A 16,547-nucleotide genomic window follows, 5' to 3' on the forward strand; every position below is an offset into this window, starting at 1 on the left:
CGACCTCTTCGGTCAACGAGGGACGCTGAGCAATCAGCACGGGGTATTGCCTCCAGTGTTTGGCGCCCGCTATGTGACGCCGTCGTCCACGAAGGGTACGGGCGGTTCGGCCCTGCATGAAGCCGAACCGCCCGACCCCGCCCGCCCGCCGACCGCTCGGAGGCCCCGACACGGACCGCCACAGGGCCGGACCGGGGCCGCCAACGGGCCGAAACGGGGCCGAAAATGAGGGCTGGCAACGTGCCTGAACGCGACCGGAACGGGAGCCCGGCGACCAGCCTGAACGCGACCGGAACGGGAGCCCGGCGACGAGCCTGAACGGGGCCGTACAGGGGTCGGCGGCGGGCCCGTGCGCGGGTCGGCGGGCTCAGGCACGGCGATCGGCCGTTCCGGTCTCCGGGACCCCGGCGCGCGGCCCCGGCGCGCGGCCCCGGCGCGCGGCCCCGGCGGGGTGTAGTACCGCGGTACGACCCCGGTGGACCCGTTCAGCCCCCGGTACCACCGGATCGGGGCGATCACGGACTTAGCGTGGCGGAGAGGCGCCGGATCGCGGGACGCCGAGTCCGAGAGAAAGAGCTCCGATGATCGAAGCACGGCAGCTGACCAAGAGATACGGGGAGAAGACGGCCGTGGACGGCCTCGACTTCGTCGTGAGACCGGGTACGGTGACGGGCTTCCTGGGACCGAACGGTGCGGGAAAGTCCACGACGATGCGGATGGTCGTCGGGCTGGACGCCCCCACCAGCGGCTCCGTCACGGTGAACGGCCTCCCCTACGCCCGGCACCGGGCTCCGCTCCAGGAGGTCGGTGCCCTGCTGGAGGCCAGGTCGATCCACCCGGGCCGGTCGGCCCGCAACCACCTCAGGGCGCTGGCGCTGACGCACGGCATCCCGCGCCGCCGGGTCGACGAGGTCATCGAGCTCGCCGGTCTTGACAGTGTGGCGGGCAAGCGGGCGGGCGCCTTCTCCCTGGGCATGGGCCAGCGGCTCGGGATCGCGGCGGCTCTGCTGGGCGACCCGCAGACGGTGATGCTCGACGAACCCGTCAATGGTCTCGACCCCGAGGGCGTCCTCTGGATCCGCAACCTGCTGACCTCGCTCGCCGAGGAAGGGCGCACGGTCTTCGTGTCGTCGCACCTGATGAGCGAGATGGCGCTGGTGGCGGACCACCTGATCGTCGTCGGCCGCGGCCGGCTGCTGGCCGACACGACCGTGCGGGACCTGGTGCGCCGGGCCGGCGGTGACACCGTGCACGTGGCCACCCAGGACCCGGCGCGGCTGCGGGACGTCCTGGCCGGCCCGGACGTCGACGTCACCGGTCGCATCGGCTCCGAGGAGCTGGAGGTGACCGGGCTGAGCGCGCGGGAGATCGGGCTGAAGGCCGCCGAACACGGCATCGCCCTGTTCGAACTGAGCACGCGCCAGGTCTCCCTGGAGCAGGCCTTCATGGACCTGACCAAGGACGCCGTGGAGTACCACGGCTCCGCGACGGCCACCGGCACCGCGCAGGCCACCGAGACCCTCGGGAGGACGGCATGACCTCCACGCTCACCGCCACCACCGACGCGCCCCCCGCGGCCGCGCGCCCCGTGCACCGGGTGACCGGCAGGCGGGTGCTGGCCTCGGAGTGGGCCAAGCTCTGGTCGCTGCGGTCCACCTGGATCACCCTGGGGCTGGGGCTGCTGTTCCTCGTCGCGTTCGGGCTGATCGCGTCGAGCCGGTACAAGTCGGGGATCGGCTCCGCCCACATGGACCCGGACTTCGCCCGCTCGACCGCCGTCAGTCTGTCGCTGTTCGGGACGAACTTCGCGCAGCTCGCCCTCGGCGTGCTCGGTGTGCTGGTCACCGCGGGCGAGTACTCGACCGGCATGATCCGCTCCACGCTGGCGGCGGTGCCTCGCCGGCTGCCGGTGCTGTGGTCCAAGGCGGCCGTGTTCGGCGCGGTCGCGCTGGTGGTGGCCACCCTGGGGGTGTTCGTCGCGTTCCTGTTCGGCAGCCGGATCGTGTCCGGTACGCCCGCCGCGATGGGCCTCTCCCACGCCGGTGTCGTACGGAGCCTGCTGGGCGCCGGTCTCTACCTGGGCCTGGTCGCCGTGATCGGCACGGCGCTCGGGATGCTGCTGCGCTCGGTGGCCGGCGGCATCTCGGTGCTGGTCGCCTCGCTGATGCTGATCCCCGGGCTGATCTCGCTGCTGCCCAGCTCCTGGCGGGACGACATCGGCCCCTACCTGCCCAGCAACGCCGGCGAGTCGGTGTTCGCCCTGACCCACGACTCCACGAGCCTGTCGCCCGGGGCCGGCCTGCTGGTCTTCCTCGGCTGGACGGCGCTCGCGCTGGGCGGGGCGGCGTACCGGCTGCTGCGCAGCGACGTGTGACACCCGCATGATGGTCCGGTGACCCCCGTGACATCCGCGACCCCCCAGGTCATGGCGCCCGGCCCGGCCGCCGACGACCTCGGCGGGATGGGACCGCTGGTCGCCCGGTTCGCCCGGGCCGGCCAGCGGCTGCGGCATGCCGACCGGGCCCGTCCCTGGGTGCTGGACACCACGGTGGTGGTGCTGGTCTTCCTGCTGTTCTGCCTGCCGGACCTGGTGCGGACGGCCGGTGGCGGCCATGACGGCGACGAGCCGCACCATCTGCGGCTGGCCTTCACGCAGCTGCCTCTGGCGGGCATGCTCGCCCTCCAGGCCGGGCTCGTGCTGCCGCTGCTGTGGCGGCGGCGCAGGCCCGCGGTGGCGTTCGGGGCCGTGGCGGCCGTCTTCGTGCTCCATTGGTCGCTGGATGTGCTGCTGCGGGCGGACGTGGCGCTGTTCATAGCCCTGTACAGCCTCGCCCTGCACGGGCGGCCGCGGCAGCTGGCCCGGGCCTGCGGGGTCATGGCGGGCGCCATGGCACTGGTCGCGGTGCGGGTGTCGGCGGTGGTGTCGGTCTGGGACGCGCTGTTCTTCCTGCTGAGCACGGCGACCGCGGCGCTGGCGCTCGGGGTCGCGGTCCGTATCCGGCGGGCCCAGCTCGCGGGTCTGCGGGACCGGGCCACCCGTCTGGAGGTCGAACGCGACCAGCGCAGCAGGCTCGCCGCCGCGGCCGAACGCGCCCGGGTGGCCCGGGAGATGCACGACATCGTCGGCCACAACCTGGCCGTCATCATCACGCTCGCCGACGCGGGCGGCTATGCCGGCGCCGGCTCTCCGGAGCGGGGCCGGGAGGCCCTCCGGCTGATCGGTGACACGGGCCGGCAGGCGCTGGGGGAACTGCGGCGGGTGCTCGGGGTGCTGCGGGAGGCCTCCGACGGCCCGCGCGGCGAACCCGAGCTCAGTCCGCAGCCGGGCCTGACGGACGTGGACGCGCTGTGCGAGGGGGTGCGGGCCGCGGGTCTCGAGGTCCGCTACCGGACCGCGGGGGACGTCGAGACGCTGGACAGCGGGGTGCAGCTGGCCGTCTACCGCATCGCCCAGGAGGCCCTGACGAACACGCTCAAGCATGCCGGGGCCGGGGCCCGCGTGAACCTGGCGGTCGTCGTGCGGGGGACGCGGCTGACCGTCACGGTCCAGGACACCGGGCCCGCCGGCGCCGAGCGCCGTACCGGTCCGGCGAACGAGGAAGGGCACGGTCTGGTGGGCATGCGGGAACGGGCGGCACTCTACGGCGGGAGCCTCAGCGCGGGCCCCGCCGACGCGGGATGGACGGTCGAGGCCGTCCTGGACCTCACCCCTCAGGACGGTGTCAGGTGACGACCGTACTCATCGTGGACGACCAGCAGTTGCAGCGTTACGCCTTCCACCTGCTCCTCGACTCGGTCCCCGAGACGGAGGTCGTCGGTGAGGCCGCGCACGGTACGGAGGCGGTCCGCATGGCGGCCGAGCTCCGCCCCGACGTCGTCCTCATGGACGTCCGCATGCCCGGCATGGACGGGATCGAGGCGACCCGCCGCATCACCGCAGCGGGCGACCGCTCCCGGGTCCTCGTGCTGACCACCTTCGACCTCGACGAGTACGTCCACGCGGCGCTGCGCGCCGGAGCCAGCGGCTTCCTGCTCAAGGACGCCCGCCCGGACGAGCTCCTCGCGGGCATCCGGGCGGTGGCCGTCGGCGACGCCGTGATCGCGCCCGCCCTGACCCGCCGCCTCCTGCACGAGTTCTCACAGGTCGTGCCGCCGGCCGCGGGCGGTCCCGGCGGGGACCCGCGGCTCGGCGCCCTGACCGAACGCGAACGCGAGATCCTCGTGGCCATCGGCAAGGGCTGGAACAACAGTGAGATCGCCGCCCGCTTCGTCGTGTCCGAGTCCACGGTGAAGACGCACGTCGGCCGGGTGCTGGCCAAGATCGGCGCCCGTGACCGCGTCCAGGCCGTGATCTTCGCCTACGACCACGGCCTGGCCCGCCCCCACGCGGACTGACCCGTCACGCCGGAAGGTCAGCGATGTCTCGCATGTCTCGTATGTCACGGGTCCCGACCGTGCCGCGGGCCGCCTGAACGCATCGTGAGCGTCCCGGGCACCGCCTGAACCCTCCGGCGGGGCTATCGTCGGAATCACAGGCCAGGGCTGGGAGGACGGTCGGTGATGCCGCAGGACGAGGCCGTGATCGGCTGCATGGGGAAGGTACTCATCGGAACGCGTGGTTCCGGTGGTCCCGGTGAGGTCCTGGTGCGGGTCAGGGGCGGTTCGGAGACGTTCCTCGCCTGGTCGGAGGAGCCCCTGCCCGCGGGTGCGACGGTGCTCGTGATCGAATCACGGGGATGCCGCGCGGTCGGCGTCATCGAGTGGGTGGATCCATTGGACGCGCTCGGCGGGGATGCCGCCGACGCCGGCTGAGGAGTAACAGGAATGTTCGGATACCGCGTACCCGCTCCCGACGAGGCGATGCTGATCTCGGGGGGCAGGCGGGGACTGGGGGGCGCGCCGTTCCGAGTGGTCACGGGGCACGGGAAGTTCGTGCTGCCGGTCTTCCGGAAGGTCCGGTTCCTCACCCTGTCCATGTGCGAGTCCGAGGTCACCGAGACCTGCGTGACCCGGCAGGGCATCGCGCTGCACGTCCGCGCGGTCATCGCCTTCAAGGTGGGCAACGACCACGAGAGCATCATCAACGCCGGCCAGCGCTTCCTGTCGGACCAGGAGCAGATGTCGGTGCTCACCGGCCGGATCTTCGCCGGTCACCTGCGGGCCATCATCGGCTCGATGACGGTCGAGGAGATCGTCACCGAGCGGCAGAAGCTCGCCGCGGAGGTGCTGGACACGTCGAAGACGGAGATGGCGAAGATCGGCCTGATCGTCGACTCGCTACAGATCCAGTCGATCGACGACGGCGACACCGGCTACATCGACGCCATGTCCGCGCCGCACAAGGCGGCCATCCAGCGGCAGGCGCAGATCGCCCAGGCGCAGGCCACCCAGGCCGCCGTGGAGGCGGAGCAGGCGGCGGCCCGCAAGCAGGCCGAGTACGCCCGGCAGACCGCCGTCGTCAAGGCCGAGTACTCCGCCGAGGTGGACCGGGCCCAGGCGCAGGCCGGGCAGGCCGGACCGCTGGCGCAGGCGCACGCCCAGCAGGAGGTGCTGGCCGCCCAGACGGAGCTGGCCCAGCGTCAGGCCAAGCTGCGCCAGCAGCAGTTGGTGGCCGAGGTCGTGAAGCCCGCCGAGGCGGAGGCCGAGCGGGTCAGGATCCTCGCGGCGGCCGAGGCGCAGCGGATGAAGATCCAGGCGGAGGCGGCGGCGTCGTACGACCGGGTGGCGCTCGACCGGATGCTGATCGACCAGCTTCCGCAGATCGTCAAGGAGGCCGCGGGCGGCCTCGCCGGCGCCAACGTCAACGTCCTCAACGGCGCGGACGGTCTCGGTGAGATCGCCGCCGGCCTCGTCTCCCAGGGCCTGACGATCCTCGACTCGGTCCGGCAGAACCTGAGCGGCGGCCAGGACTCCGACGGGCAGCGCTCCGAGAACGGCAAGGGCGGCAACAGCCTGCTGCAACTCCCCGGCGGCAAGGGCAGGAAGTCGGACGACGGCCCGGTGGACGTCGACTAGGGCCGGTACTCCGAGGCGAGCAGGCCGTAGAGGAGGTCGTCGGTCCACTCGCCCTTCATCCAGGTGCTCTGCCGGAGGTGGCCCTCGCGGCGGAAGCCGACGCGCTCCAGCAGGTGCGCCGAGCGGACGTTGCGGCTGTCGCAGTCGGCCGAGAGGCGGTGCAGGCCGTCCTCCAGCAGCAGCGACCGTGCCACCCGGGTCACCGCCTCGGTGGCGTACCCGCGGCCCTGGAACGCCGGGTCGAACGTGAACCCCAGTTCGGCCTGGCGTCCGTCCTCGGCGCGGCGCACCCCGATGTCCCCGATCAGGCCGGGGGCGTCCCGCAGTTGGACGGCGTACTGGAACCAGCCCGGACCGCGCGGGTCGCCCGCCGCGAACCCGGCCACGAGCCGTTCGGCCGTCGCGAGCGGTACCGGCGCCTCCCAGGACTGGTACCGGCTCACCTCCGGGTCCGAGCGGTACGCCGCCAGTGCCGGCGCGTCGTGCGGACCGAACCTCCGCAGCACCAGCCTCGCCGTCTCCATACCCGCATCCCCTCTCTCGTCTCTCTTCCCCAGCTTCCGGCACCCGCCAGGTATGTCGGTCCAGGCACTGTCGGCCCAGCACTGTCGGCCCAGCACTCTCGGCCCAGCACTGTCGACCCATCGCCGACCGGCCCCAGGCGCTGTCGTCACCTGCCCGTCGTCGTCGCCCCGAGGGCGGCCCCGCGGCACCAGGTGCGTACGAGTGGAGGCCCCTGCCCTGCCGAAGGCCGGGGGAGCGCATGGCGTCGCGGGGCAGGCGGGCGGGCATGTGGGGGGGCAGGCGGGCGGTCATGTGACGGCGGGGCCTAGGGCCGGTCGGGGTCCGGTGTGGACAGGAGTGCGCGCAGTGGTGCCGAGGTGTGGGGGCCGGGGCGCCAGATGAGGGCCTTGGCGTAGGGGACGCGGGGGTTCAGCGGGACCGCGGTGACCCGGGGGTCGGCGGCGGCGCCCCGGGCGGCGGCGGCCGCCAGCGCGATGCCGACGCCCGCGGCGACCAGTTCGATCTGGAGGGCCACGTGGTTGGTGGCGTAGGCGGGCCGGAACGGCACGCCCGCCCGGTCGAACGCGGCGCTCAGATGGGGTCGCAGGCCACTGTCGGGCCCGTAGGTGATCAGGGGGGTGTCGGCGAGCTGGCCGAGGCCCAGCTCCGGCCGCCCCGCCTCGGGCCGGTCGGCCGGCACGACCGCGACGATCTCGTCCCGGACCAGGATCCGGTGGTCGAAGTCGGGGTCGAGCCCGCCGGGCGGCACGGCGACGAAGGCCGCGTCCAGGGAACCCTGCCGGACCTGCGGGACCAGGCTGGCGCTGGTGCCGTCGACGAGGTGGACGTTGACGCCCGGGTACTGGCGGTGGAACGCGCCGAGCCGGGCGGGCAGGCTGCTGTGCTCGACGCCGTCGGCGGCCCCCAGCGAGAGGTTCCCCGTCAGCAGCCCGGAGCGGGCCGCGAACTCGGCCCTGGCCGCGGCGACCGCACCGGTGACCGTCCGGGCGTGCGGCAGCAGCGCCTCGCCGGCGGCGGAGAGCCGGACGGTACGGGAATCCCGCTCGAACAGCGCCTCCCCCAGCTCCCGCTCCAGTCCGCGGATCTGCCGGCTGATCGCCGGCTGGGCGACATGGCAGCGGGCCGCGGCCCGGGTGAACGACCTCTCCTCGGCCACCGCGAGGAAGTATTGCAGGGTCCGGACCTCCATGGCTCCAGTGTACGACCCGTTGGCCTGCGCGTATTCCGATTTCTTATCGGTGGAGGAAGACCTAGGTCTTTGCGCTATCGATGGCTCCAGGCCCACTCTGGAGACACCGCCGCACGGCCCCCGGGCCGCGCCCGCTTCCGATAGGAGCCCCCCATGCCGCTGGTCCGTATCGACCTCCTCAAGGGCCGCGACGACGCCCAGGTCCGGGCCGTCGCCGACGCCGTCCACACCGCCGTCGTCGACGTGCTCGGCATCCCCCCGCGGGACCGCTTCCAGATCGTCACCGAGCACGAGGCGGGACGGGTCGTGGCGCTCGACGCGGGGCTGGGCTTCGACCGGGGCGACGGCGTCGTCATGATCCAGATCTTCACCCAGGCCGGGCGCCCGACCGAGGTGAAGCAGAAGCTGTACGCCGCGATCGCCGCGTCGCTGGCGACGGTGGGGGTCGCCGGGGAGGACGTGTTCATCGGCTACGTCGAGAACACCGCGGCCGACTGGTCCTTCGGCTTCGGCCGCGCCCAGTACGTCGAGGGCGACCTGGGGATACCCGGCACGGCGGCCTGAGGCAGCAAGCCGCCCGCCGCCTGCCCTCCGTTCCCGGTCCGCAGTGGTCGTCCCCCTTCCGGGCCTCCGCGGATGCCCGTCGCGTGCCTCCGGGGTGGACTGGGAACCGGCCGGCCGGGACGAACGGAAGGCATCCCCGATGCGCGAGACCCCCGAAACCCCCTCTCTCCGCTCCCGTCGCGCGTTCCTGCGCGACGCCGCCGCGGCCGGTCTGGTGACCGCCGTACCGGGTCTCGCGGTGTCGGCGTGCTCGGGGGCGGAGCGGACCGAGGCCGCGGCGGCCAGCCCCCGCCCGGCCACCCCGGCCGCGAGCACCCCGGCCGCAGGCCTGACCTCCAACGGCTACGGCCGCACCGCCGCCGACTACGCCAGGACCGGCCTCACCCCCGGCACGGTCCAGCAGTGGGAGGACGGCTTCCGCACGGCCGCCGGCAACGACGACCCGGACGTCTTCGAATGGTGGTACTCGGACTTCACCGGGGACGACGGCACGGTCGTCTCCTTCACCCTGAGCACCCGCCTGGACGACGGCTTCGTGCCCGAGCCCGGCGAGGACCGCCGTAAGCCGAAGTCCGCGGTCGTCGTCACCGACCCGGACGGCACGAGTCACGGCGGCCCCCAGGAGTACGACTGGAGCGAGTTCTCGGCCGCCCGGGACCGCTGCGACGTACGGCTCGGGACGTTCACCTTCACCGGCGACCTGAAGACGTACCGGATGCGGGGGCACTCCGGGGACGTCGGTGTCGACCTGACGCTGACCAGCCTGGTGCCGCCGTTCCGGCCGGGCACCGGTGTCATCTACTTCGGCGACACCGACGACCACTTCGGCTGGCTGTGCGTGGTGCCGTCCGGCACGGTCACCGGCTCGGTCACCGTGAACGGGAAGGAGCGCTCCTTCACCGGCCACGGCTACCACGACCGCAACTGGGGCAACCGCCCCTTCCCGTACTCCGTCGAGCACTGGCGATGGGGCCGCGGCAGCGTCGGCGCGTACTCGGTGATCGGCGCCGACCTGCATCTGCGGGAGCAGTACGGCTCCGCGACGGTCCCCGTCTTCCTGGTGGACGACACGAAGGCCGGCAAGCGTCTGGTCGGCGCGTACGACACCCGGACGGTGACGGCCACCGAGTCCGCCCCGGTGCCGTACGACGACCCGGCCTACCCCCGCGACTACTACAGCAAGGTCCACTGGGCCTACCACGACGGTGCCGACCGCGCCGACTTCACCTTCACGGACACCGGGCAGCGGATCGTCTCCCGGCACTACCTCACCTCGCCGACCGACGCCCAGCAGAAGGCCCTGGACCGGCTCGGCATCGACGAGATCTGGTACACCCGGTACGCCACGGACAACGACCTCACCCTGGCCCTGGCCACCACCCATGCCTCCGGCTCCGGCACGGGCACCCTGGAGGCCGCCCAGTTCGGACTCGCCGACGCACCTGCCAGGACCGGAGCTTCCGCTTCCTGACGGACGGCGCCCCTCCGCGCTTTCTTTGCACACTCCTGACGCCGGGTGCCGCATCCGGGCGGGCGCGCGCGGTGTCATCTCCCTTGTCCGGATTCCTGTCCGGATTCTTGTCCGGGTTCTTGTCCGGGTTCTTGTCCGGATCACGTCGAGAACGGAGTGTGTGCCCATGGACGGCGCCGTCGTAGGGGTCGTACTGGTGGTCGTGGCGGCCCTGCTCGTGCTGCGCGGCGGGATGCGGGTCGTCAACCAGGTCGAGCGGGGGGTCGTGTTCCGGTGGGGCAAGGCGCTGCCCGGCTACCGGCAGCCGGGGATCACCTTCCTCATCCCCTTCGCCGACCGGATGCGCAAGATGAACGTCCAGGTCGTCACCATGCCGGTGCCCACGCAGGAGGGCATCACCAAGGACAACGTGTCGGTGAAGGTGGACGCGGTCGTCTACTTCCGGGTGACCGACCCGGTGCGCGCGGCCATCGAGGTGCAGGACTACGTCTTCGCCGTCGGCCAGGTCGCCCAGTCCTCGCTGCGTTCCATCATCGGCAAGAGCGACCTGGACGACCTGCTGACCGACCGTGAGCGGCTGCACGAGGGGCTGGCCCTGATGATCGACAGCCCGGCCGCGGAGTGGGGCATCCACATCGACCGCGTCGAGATCAAGGACGTACAGCTGCCGGAGTCGCTGAAGCGGTCCATGTCCCGGCAGGCCGAGGCCGAGCGGGAGCGGCGGGCCCGGGTCATCACGGCGGACGGCGAGTTCCAGGCCGCGCAGCAGCTCGCGAACGCGTCCAGGATCATGTCCGACACCCCCGAGGCGATGCAGCTGCGGCTGCTCCAGACGGTCGTCGAGGTCGCCGCCGAGAAGAACTCCACGCTGGTGATGCCCTTCCCGGTCGAGTTGCTGCGCTACTTCGACCGGGCCACCAAGCGGCTCGACCAGGAGGTCGAGAAGAACGACCGGGAGCTGACCGGGCCGGACGCCGTCGACGGTCCGGCCGCGCTCAAGGCCGGGATCGAGCAGATCGCCGCCGTCGCCGACAAGTTCGCCCCGCCCGCGGAGATCACTCCACCCGAGGGCACGGCTCCGGAGATCACGGCCCCGGAGGCCACGGCTCCGGAGGTCGAGACCCCTGAGATCACGGCCCCGAGGGAGCCGGCGTCGGAGCGGTCCGGTTCCGGCGACCGGCCGTAGCCAGCAGCAGCGTCACCACGAGTGACGTGGCCGCGACGAACGTCATCGCATGGGCGGGCGAGGTGAGTTGGGCCACCGAACCCGCCAGCGTGGCGCCCACGCCCTGCATGGTCAGCATGCCCGACGAGTGCAACCCGAGGGCGTGGCCGCTGAGTTCGTCCGGGGTCAGGTCCATCAGCCGCTCCTGCTGGACCAGGCTCGCCCCGAACCCGACGGAGGCGACGGCGGCGCAGCCCGCGGCGAGCGCCAGCGGCGGGTGCGGGAAGAAGAACAGGTAGGGCGTGGCCAGGAGCAGCAGGAGCGGGGTCGCCGCCCGGCGACGGACGGCCGGCGGCAGCAGCCGGCCGACGGTCAGGTCACCGGCGAGCATGCCGAGGGCCCCGCAGGCGAAGAGGGTGCCGGCCGACTCCGGGGCGTACGACACGTACAGCGACTCGCAGCCGACCACCAGGCCGTTGGGCAGCCACAGGCCGAGATAGGTGAGCCGGCGCGGACGGGACGACCACAGCAGGGCGTTGGTGCGCCAGGTCGCCGCGACGGAGGGGCGGCCCGCGGACCGGGGCGGTCGGGCCCCCAGACCGCGGCGGACGACGACGGCGGCCGTCAGGTAGAGAGCGGCGGCGAGCAGCAGGCAGGTGCGCGGGGAGACGGCGGCGAGCAGGGCGCCGCCGGTGGCGTACCCGGCGATCTGCACCAGCCCGCTCATCATGTTGAACAGCGAACGCCCGGGCAGATAGCCGTCCTTGGTGAGGATCTCGGTCAGCAGCCCCCAGCGGACCCCGCCGCCGAGCGCGGCGACCAGGCCGAGCAGCAGGACGCAGCCGAGCAGCACGGCGGGCGGCAGGCCGGGCAGCGCCATGGCGGCGGTGACGACGGCGAAGGCGAGGGAGATCGCCGCGAGGGTGGTGCGGGGCGGCAGCCGGTCGGCGCCGGAGAGCAGGAAGGTCGCGCCGAGCACCTGGGCGAGCGAGGGACCGAACATGCTGAGCGCGGAGAGCAGCGGGGAGCCGGTGCTGCGGTAGACGAGCGTGCCGAGGGCGAGGCCGCCGACGGTACCGCCGGCGTTGTGAGCGGCGGAACCGAGGAAGAGAGGCGTGAACTCGGGGGTGCGGAACAGGGACCGGTAGGTGGTGGACGAGGTGGGCGCTTTCGAATCTTCGGACGCGGTGGGCGCGGTGGGCGCGGTGGACGAGCCCGACGAGCCCGACGAGCCCGACGAGCCCGACGAGCCCGACGAGCCCGACGAGCCCGACGAGCCGGACGAGCCGGACGAGGTGGACGCAGAGGTCATGCGGGGAGTCTCGGGGGAGGACGAAGCGGGCGTTATTGTTTCTCGTGAGCGCGAAAGGTTGTCACGTGCGCGGGCGCTGTCGCGAAGGTGAGAGGGGCTGGCGCCCGTGATGAGCCGCCCGTTCGCGAGAGGCTGTGACGTCGGCCAGGGACCTTCTCGACAGCGAGAGGCACTAACTACTGGGAGACCTCATTGGGCTGGTGGGAGCTCAACGCGGACACGCTCGCCCGTAGCCGGTTCGTGCTCTCGCCGCTCGCCGAGACCTTCGCGAGCCTCAAGCTGCTGCACGCCCGTACCGCCGCCCACCCCGGCGAGCGCCGCTGGCTGGACGCCCATCTGCCCGCCTACCGGGCGCGGCTCGCCGCCGACCCCGTCACCGCGCTGCTCGTCCGGGCCGGCCTGGGCCGTGAGTGGATCGCCGACTTCCTGACCCCCACCCCCCATGACGGGGAGACCGCCGAGGCGGGCATCGCGCGGGTCCGGGCGGCCGCCGCCGGCGCCGCCCGCGCGCACCTGCGGGTGTCCCTGCGCGGCCCGCTCCCCGCCGCCCTGGACCGCGACGACCTGCCCGGCCGGGCCGCGGACCTGCTGACGTGGGTGTGGGAGACGACCGTACGGCCCGACTGGGACCGCCGACGGCGGATCCTGGAGGCGGACGTGGTGGCCAGGACCGCGCAGGTCAGCCGGGGCGGCTGGGCCGACGTGCTGGACTCGCTGCGGCCCGGCCGGACCCGTTGGCTCGGCTCCAACCGGCTCCAGGTCAACCTGCACGAGTACCCGCCCCGCGCGATCTCCGGCGCGGACCTGCTCCTCGTCCCGGTCACACCGAGGTGCGGGTGGGTGTCCTGGGAGGAACCGGACCGCTACGCCCTGGTCTACTCCTGCGCCGGCGCCCTCGCCGACCCCGCCCGGCAGCGGGTGCCGGCCGCCCTCACCGCGCTGCTGGGCGCCGCCCGCGCCGGGGTGCTGGTCCTGCTGGCCGCGCCGATGAGCACGACCCAGCTGACCGCGGTGACCGGGCAGGGGCTGGGTTCGGTCGGCCGGCATCTGAAGGTGCTGCTGGACGCCGGACTGGTGGAGCGGCGGCGGGCCGGGCGGTCGGTGCTGTACTCGCGGACGGTCGCCGGGGACGCGGTGGTGGAGGCCGGAACCCGGGACGCCACCTGACGGAGTTAGCATCCGGCCATGACGACTACTGAGAACAACGGATCCGTGCTCGATGTCGAGATCGGGGCGCTGCGGGGCGGCTCCGCCGACCTGAGCCGCTATGCCGGCCAGGCCGTGCTCATTGTCAACGTGGCCTCCAGGTGCGGCCTGACCCCGCAGTACGGGGGCCTGGAGAAGCTCCAGGAGCAGTACGCGGCGCAGGGCTTCACGGTGCTCGGGGTGCCCTGCAACCAGTTCCTGGGCCAGGAGCCCGGCAGCGCCGAGGAGATCGCCGAGTTCTGCTCGGCGACGTACGGCGTGACCTTCCCGATGACCGAGAAGGTCGAGGTGAACGGCGAGGGCCGGCACCCGCTGTACGAGCGGCTCGTCGGGTTCGCCGACGGCGAGGGGCACACCGGGGACATCCGCTGGAACTTCGAGAAGTTCCTGATCGGCCGGGACGGGCGGATCGCCGCCCGGTTCTCGCCGCAGACCGAGCCGGAGTCGGCGGAACTCGTGGCGGCCGTGGAGCGGGCCATCGGCTGAACCGTCCGGGGCCCGGTTGACCTTGCCCCTGGGGCAGGGCGGAGTCTCCCGGTCACCGGGCGGAAAGGAACCGCCCGGTGACGGAGGATGCGGCCGTTGGAGGACGCCGTGGACGAGGAACTGCTCACGATCGGCGCGTTCGCGGCGCGGTCCCGGCTCTCGGCGAAGGCCCTGCGGCTGTACGACCGCCTCGGACTGCTGGCCCCGGCGTACGTCGACGGGACCACCGGCTACCGCTACTACCGGGCCGGCCAGACGGAGCGTGCCCGGCTGGTGGCGCTGCTGCGCCGGCTGGACATGCCGCTGGCGGGGATCGCCGAGGTGGTGGAGGCGGCCGACGGGCGGCACGGGGACACCGCCGCCGGGCTGCTGGCCGCCTACTGGGCGGACGTCGAGGAGCGGTTCGCCGGGCAGCGGTCCCTCGCCGCGTACCTCCGTGGACAGCTTTCCGGGAGGAGTTCGGAGATGGGTGAGTCGTTCGCGGTGGAGACGGTGGAGGTGCCCGCGCAGGTGGTGATCACCGAGACGCGGCACAGTCTGGCCGACGAGCTGCCGGCCTGGATCGGTGCCTCTCTGGGCCGGCTGGAGGCGGCGGCGGGCGAGTGCGGGGGCGTGGCCGGGGTGCCGTTCGTCGTGTACCACGCCGAGGTGTCCATGGAGAGCGACGGTCCGGCGGAGGCCTGTGTCCCGGTGGCGGACGAGGCGGCGGCCCTGGCCTGGGCGGAGCGGCACGGGCGGACCTGGCAGACGCGGGTACGGGTGGAGCCGGCGCGCACGCTGGCGTACACCCGGATCCGCAAGGCGCAGGTGGCCAATCCGCAGATCATGGCGGCCTTCGAGGCGGTGGAGCGGTGGATCGCCGGGCGGGACGGGCTGTCGTACGACGGTCCGTGCCGGGAGGTCTACTTCGCGGACTGGGACGCGGCGGGACCGGAGGACCCGGTGTGCGACGTCGCGTTCCCGGTCCGCCGGTCGGACGGCTGACGGGCACAAGCCGAGCCCCCTCGGCAAGGACGGCGAGCTGGTCGAGAGGGCTCTGTGCGTGACGCTTGTGCAGTTGTCGTGGCCGGAAGGCCGAGCGGTGGGTCAGCGAATGCCCCCTACGCCTTGACCGAGGCCACGAACGTGTTCCACGCGTCGGCCGGGAACGCGAGGACCGGGCCCTCCTCGACCTTGGAGTCGCGTACGGCGAGTCCCGCGGTCGTCGGCGACTTGACCTCGACGCACGCCCCGTTCCCTGCGGAATAGGAGGACTTCGTCCACGTCTCCGTGGCGCCCTGAAGCAGTGCCATGTCCACTCCTGTAGCGAGTTGCTGTGGTGCTTGGTGTAGTGCGATTCACGCCAACCTTTCTGACCGGTTGGCGTGATCGACGCTACTAGGCAACTTCCCCACCTGGAGTACCCGTTCACTCGACCGGATGGCATATTCCAGAGGAGACTTCCGCTGGAGCGTGTCCTCCGTGTACCATCCGCCGCTCATAGCTCAAGAGGGCTCAGCGGGCGTACTCCTTGGCCGCGTCGGCGATGAACTGTCGGGACTGCTCGACGTTCAGCGACTGGGCCCGCAGGTGCTCGTACATCACGGCGTACTTCTGCACGTCGTGCGCCTTCTCCAGGTACAGGTCGCTGGTGACGCCCTCCAGGTAGACGACGCTGGAGTCGGCCGCGTCGGCGAACTCCAGGATCGCGTACTGGCCGTTGAGGCCGGGATGGGCGCCGCACTCGAAGGGCAGCACCTGGACGGTGATGTGCGGCCGCTGGGACATCTCCAGCAGGTACTCCAGCTGTTCGCGCATCACCAGCCGGTTGCCGACCAGCCGGCGCAGCGCGGCCTCGTCGAGGACCACCCAGAGGCGGAGGGGGTTGTGTTCCGCGGTGATACGTTCCTGTCGGCGCAGCCGCACCTGGACCCGCTTCTCGATGTCGGCGGCGGAGGTCTCCGGCAACGCGCCCTGAACCAGGGCCTCGGCGTACGCCCGGGTCTGCAACAGCCCGGTGACCAGCTGGGGTTCGTACACCCGCAGCGACTCGGCGTCGGTCTCCAGACCGATGTAGACGCTGTACGGGATGTCGCCGAACGCGTGCCACCACCCCTGCTGCCGCGAATCCCTGGCCATCTCCATCAGGGAGTCGACGACCCGCTGGTCCTCGACCTCGTACACCCCGCACAGGTCGCGGACGTCACGCTGGCTGATGCTGCGCCGGCCGTTCTCCAGCCGGCTGATCTTCGACTGGGAGACGAGCAGCCGCTCGGCCACTTCCTCCGCCGTCATGCCCTTGAGCTCACGGAGCCTGCGGAGCTCCTGGCCCAGCCGGCGCCGCCTGACGGTGGGATTGACATTGGACGCCACGGGACGTGCACCTCCGGCTGCCTGCCTGTAACTACCACTTTGCGTATCTGCTGTTGAGCAGACTGCCACCAAGGTGCTTCCTACCGCTGGGAAACACCGGATATGCGGCGCGTACGCGTCAGTTCGGGCACGTTCCGGATTCTCCGGACCCGGGGCCGGAAGACGGCCGAGCGGGACGGCGAGGCGCGTACTGCCGTGTACGCCTCACCGTCCCGCTCGGACCAGCGGCTCCCGAACCGGGTCTCAGGGGTGCTGTGTTGCC

Annotated in this window: 17 protein-coding genes; 12 read left to right on the forward strand and 5 right to left on the reverse strand. The window is 72.5% G+C overall.

Annotation, left to right across the window (positions count from 1 at the left end):
• Positions 1-581: 581 nt before the first annotated feature.
• The 6 genes from AAW13_RS12190 to AAW13_RS12215 all read left to right on the forward strand — a co-directional run bounded on the left by AAW13_RS12190 (position 582) and on the right by AAW13_RS12215 (position 6,015).
• Positions 582-1,538: an ABC transporter ATP-binding protein gene (locus AAW13_RS12190; protein WP_046733654.1), complete on the forward strand. Its 957-nt coding sequence runs from the start codon at positions 582-584 to the stop codon at positions 1,536-1,538.
• Positions 1,535-2,374 carry an ABC transporter permease gene (locus AAW13_RS12195; protein WP_046733655.1) on the forward strand — a complete coding sequence of 280 codons (840 nt, stop codon included), beginning with the start codon at positions 1,535-1,537 and terminating at the stop codon, positions 2,372-2,374. The genes AAW13_RS12190 and AAW13_RS12195 overlap by 4 nt, the downstream gene beginning before the upstream one ends.
• Positions 2,375-2,425: 51 nt before the next feature.
• Entirely contained in the window at positions 2,426-3,730 is a 1,305-nt protein-coding gene (locus tag AAW13_RS12200) for a sensor histidine kinase (RefSeq protein WP_046733673.1), read from the forward strand.
• Positions 3,727-4,395 carry a response regulator gene (locus AAW13_RS12205; RefSeq protein ID WP_046733656.1) on the forward strand — a complete coding sequence of 223 codons (669 nt, stop codon included), beginning with the start codon at positions 3,727-3,729 and terminating at the stop codon, positions 4,393-4,395. The genes AAW13_RS12200 and AAW13_RS12205 overlap by 4 nt, the downstream gene beginning before the upstream one ends.
• 165 nt (positions 4,396-4,560) lie before the next feature.
• Positions 4,561-4,812: a hypothetical protein gene (locus AAW13_RS12210; protein WP_046733657.1), complete on the forward strand. Its 252-nt coding sequence runs from the start codon at positions 4,561-4,563 to the stop codon at positions 4,810-4,812.
• Between the two features lie 12 nt (positions 4,813-4,824).
• Complete coding sequence (locus AAW13_RS12215; protein WP_046733658.1) at positions 4,825-6,015, forward strand: flotillin family protein; 1,191 nt, start codon at positions 4,825-4,827, stop codon at positions 6,013-6,015.
• On the opposite strand, the gene AAW13_RS12220 is transcribed toward AAW13_RS12215, so the two are convergent.
• On the reverse strand, positions 6,012-6,539 hold the full coding sequence (locus AAW13_RS12220; protein ID WP_046733659.1) for a GNAT family N-acetyltransferase: 528 nt from the start codon (positions 6,537-6,539) through the stop codon (positions 6,012-6,014). The two genes, AAW13_RS12215 and AAW13_RS12220, sit on opposite strands and share 4 nt — an antisense overlap.
• A 305-nt stretch (positions 6,540-6,844) precedes the next feature.
• A complete protein-coding gene (locus tag AAW13_RS12225; RefSeq protein WP_046733660.1) occupies positions 6,845-7,729 on the reverse strand; it encodes a LysR family transcriptional regulator in 885 nt (294 codons plus the stop codon).
• Between the two features lie 153 nt (positions 7,730-7,882).
• Here AAW13_RS12225 and AAW13_RS12230 point away from each other — a divergent pair, with 153 nt between their 5' ends.
• From AAW13_RS12230 to AAW13_RS12240, 3 genes are all read left to right on the forward strand, one after another.
• Entirely contained in the window at positions 7,883-8,293 is a 411-nt protein-coding gene (locus AAW13_RS12230) for a tautomerase family protein (protein WP_046733661.1), read from the forward strand.
• Positions 8,294-8,432: 139 nt separating this feature from the next.
• Positions 8,433-9,764 (forward strand): carotenoid 1,2-hydratase, encoded by a 1,332-nt coding sequence (locus tag AAW13_RS12235; RefSeq protein ID WP_143144998.1) that lies wholly within the window; start codon positions 8,433-8,435, stop codon positions 9,762-9,764.
• Positions 9,765-9,930: 166 nt separating this feature from the next.
• Positions 9,931-10,950 carry a slipin family protein gene (locus AAW13_RS12240; protein ID WP_079178788.1) on the forward strand — a complete coding sequence of 340 codons (1,020 nt, stop codon included), beginning with the start codon at positions 9,931-9,933 and terminating at the stop codon, positions 10,948-10,950.
• On the opposite strand, the gene AAW13_RS12245 is transcribed toward AAW13_RS12240, so the two are convergent.
• Positions 10,895-12,241, reverse strand: coding sequence for an MFS transporter (locus tag AAW13_RS12245; protein WP_240528606.1), 1,347 nt, complete (start codon positions 12,239-12,241; stop codon positions 10,895-10,897). The two genes, AAW13_RS12240 and AAW13_RS12245, sit on opposite strands and share 56 nt — an antisense overlap.
• 192 nt (positions 12,242-12,433) lie before the next feature.
• On the opposite strand from AAW13_RS12245, the gene AAW13_RS12250 reads away from it, so the two are divergent.
• From AAW13_RS12250 to AAW13_RS12260, 3 genes are all read left to right on the forward strand, one after another.
• Entirely contained in the window at positions 12,434-13,408 is a 975-nt protein-coding gene (locus tag AAW13_RS12250) for an ArsR/SmtB family transcription factor (protein ID WP_046733663.1), read from the forward strand.
• A gap of 18 nt (positions 13,409-13,426) precedes the next feature.
• Positions 13,427-13,933, forward strand: a complete 507-nt coding sequence (locus tag AAW13_RS12255) for a glutathione peroxidase (RefSeq protein ID WP_046733664.1) — start codon at positions 13,427-13,429, stop codon at positions 13,931-13,933.
• An 87-nt stretch (positions 13,934-14,020) separates the two neighbouring features.
• The gene (locus tag AAW13_RS12260) at positions 14,021-14,917 is read left to right on the forward strand and encodes a MerR family transcriptional regulator (protein ID WP_046733665.1); all 897 of its coding nucleotides are present in this window, start codon (positions 14,021-14,023) and stop codon (positions 14,915-14,917) included.
• A 116-nt stretch (positions 14,918-15,033) separates the two neighbouring features.
• Here the strand turns inward: AAW13_RS12260 and AAW13_RS12265 are convergent, their stop codons facing one another.
• Both AAW13_RS12265 and AAW13_RS12270 read right to left on the reverse strand, forming a co-directional pair.
• Positions 15,034-15,225 (reverse strand): DUF397 domain-containing protein, encoded by a 192-nt coding sequence (locus tag AAW13_RS12265; protein WP_046733666.1) that lies wholly within the window; start codon positions 15,223-15,225, stop codon positions 15,034-15,036.
• Between the two features lie 202 nt (positions 15,226-15,427).
• On the reverse strand, positions 15,428-16,285 hold the full coding sequence (locus AAW13_RS12270) for a helix-turn-helix domain-containing protein (RefSeq protein ID WP_046733667.1): 858 nt from the start codon (positions 16,283-16,285) through the stop codon (positions 15,428-15,430).
• Positions 16,286-16,547: the final 262 nt, after the last annotated feature.

The sequence above is a fragment of the Streptomyces humi genome (assembly GCF_001005085.2).
GTDB lineage: Bacteria > Actinomycetota > Actinomycetes > Streptomycetales > Streptomycetaceae > Streptomyces > Streptomyces humi.

Coding starts and splice junctions, on each gene's coding strand:
- AAW13_RS12215 (WP_046733658.1), top strand. CDS start 4,825: ATGTTCGGATACCGCGTACCCGCTCCCGACGAGGCGATGCTGATCTCG.
- AAW13_RS12195 (WP_046733655.1), top strand. CDS start 1,535: ATGACCTCCACGCTCACCGCCACCACCGACGCGCCCCCCGCGGCCGCG.
- AAW13_RS12210 (WP_046733657.1), top strand. CDS start 4,561: ATGCCGCAGGACGAGGCCGTGATCGGCTGCATGGGGAAGGTACTCATC.
- AAW13_RS12220 (WP_046733659.1), bottom strand. CDS start 6,539: ATGGAGACGGCGAGGCTGGTGCTGCGGAGGTTCGGTCCGCACGACGCG.
- AAW13_RS12255 (WP_046733664.1), top strand. CDS start 13,427: ATGACGACTACTGAGAACAACGGATCCGTGCTCGATGTCGAGATCGGG.
- AAW13_RS12245 (WP_240528606.1), bottom strand. CDS start 12,241: ATGACCTCTGCGTCCACCTCGTCCGGCTCGTCCGGCTCGTCGGGCTCG.
- AAW13_RS12230 (WP_046733661.1), top strand. CDS start 7,883: ATGCCGCTGGTCCGTATCGACCTCCTCAAGGGCCGCGACGACGCCCAG.
- AAW13_RS12225 (WP_046733660.1), bottom strand. CDS start 7,729: ATGGAGGTCCGGACCCTGCAATACTTCCTCGCGGTGGCCGAGGAGAGG.
- AAW13_RS12260 (WP_046733665.1), top strand. CDS start 14,021: ATGCGGCCGTTGGAGGACGCCGTGGACGAGGAACTGCTCACGATCGGC.
- AAW13_RS12190 (WP_046733654.1), top strand. CDS start 582: ATGATCGAAGCACGGCAGCTGACCAAGAGATACGGGGAGAAGACGGCC.
- AAW13_RS12240 (WP_079178788.1), top strand. CDS start 9,931: ATGGACGGCGCCGTCGTAGGGGTCGTACTGGTGGTCGTGGCGGCCCTG.
- AAW13_RS12235 (WP_143144998.1), top strand. CDS start 8,433: ATGCGCGAGACCCCCGAAACCCCCTCTCTCCGCTCCCGTCGCGCGTTC.
- AAW13_RS12200 (WP_046733673.1), top strand. CDS start 2,426: ATGGCGCCCGGCCCGGCCGCCGACGACCTCGGCGGGATGGGACCGCTG.
- AAW13_RS12265 (WP_046733666.1), bottom strand. CDS start 15,225: ATGGCACTGCTTCAGGGCGCCACGGAGACGTGGACGAAGTCCTCCTAT.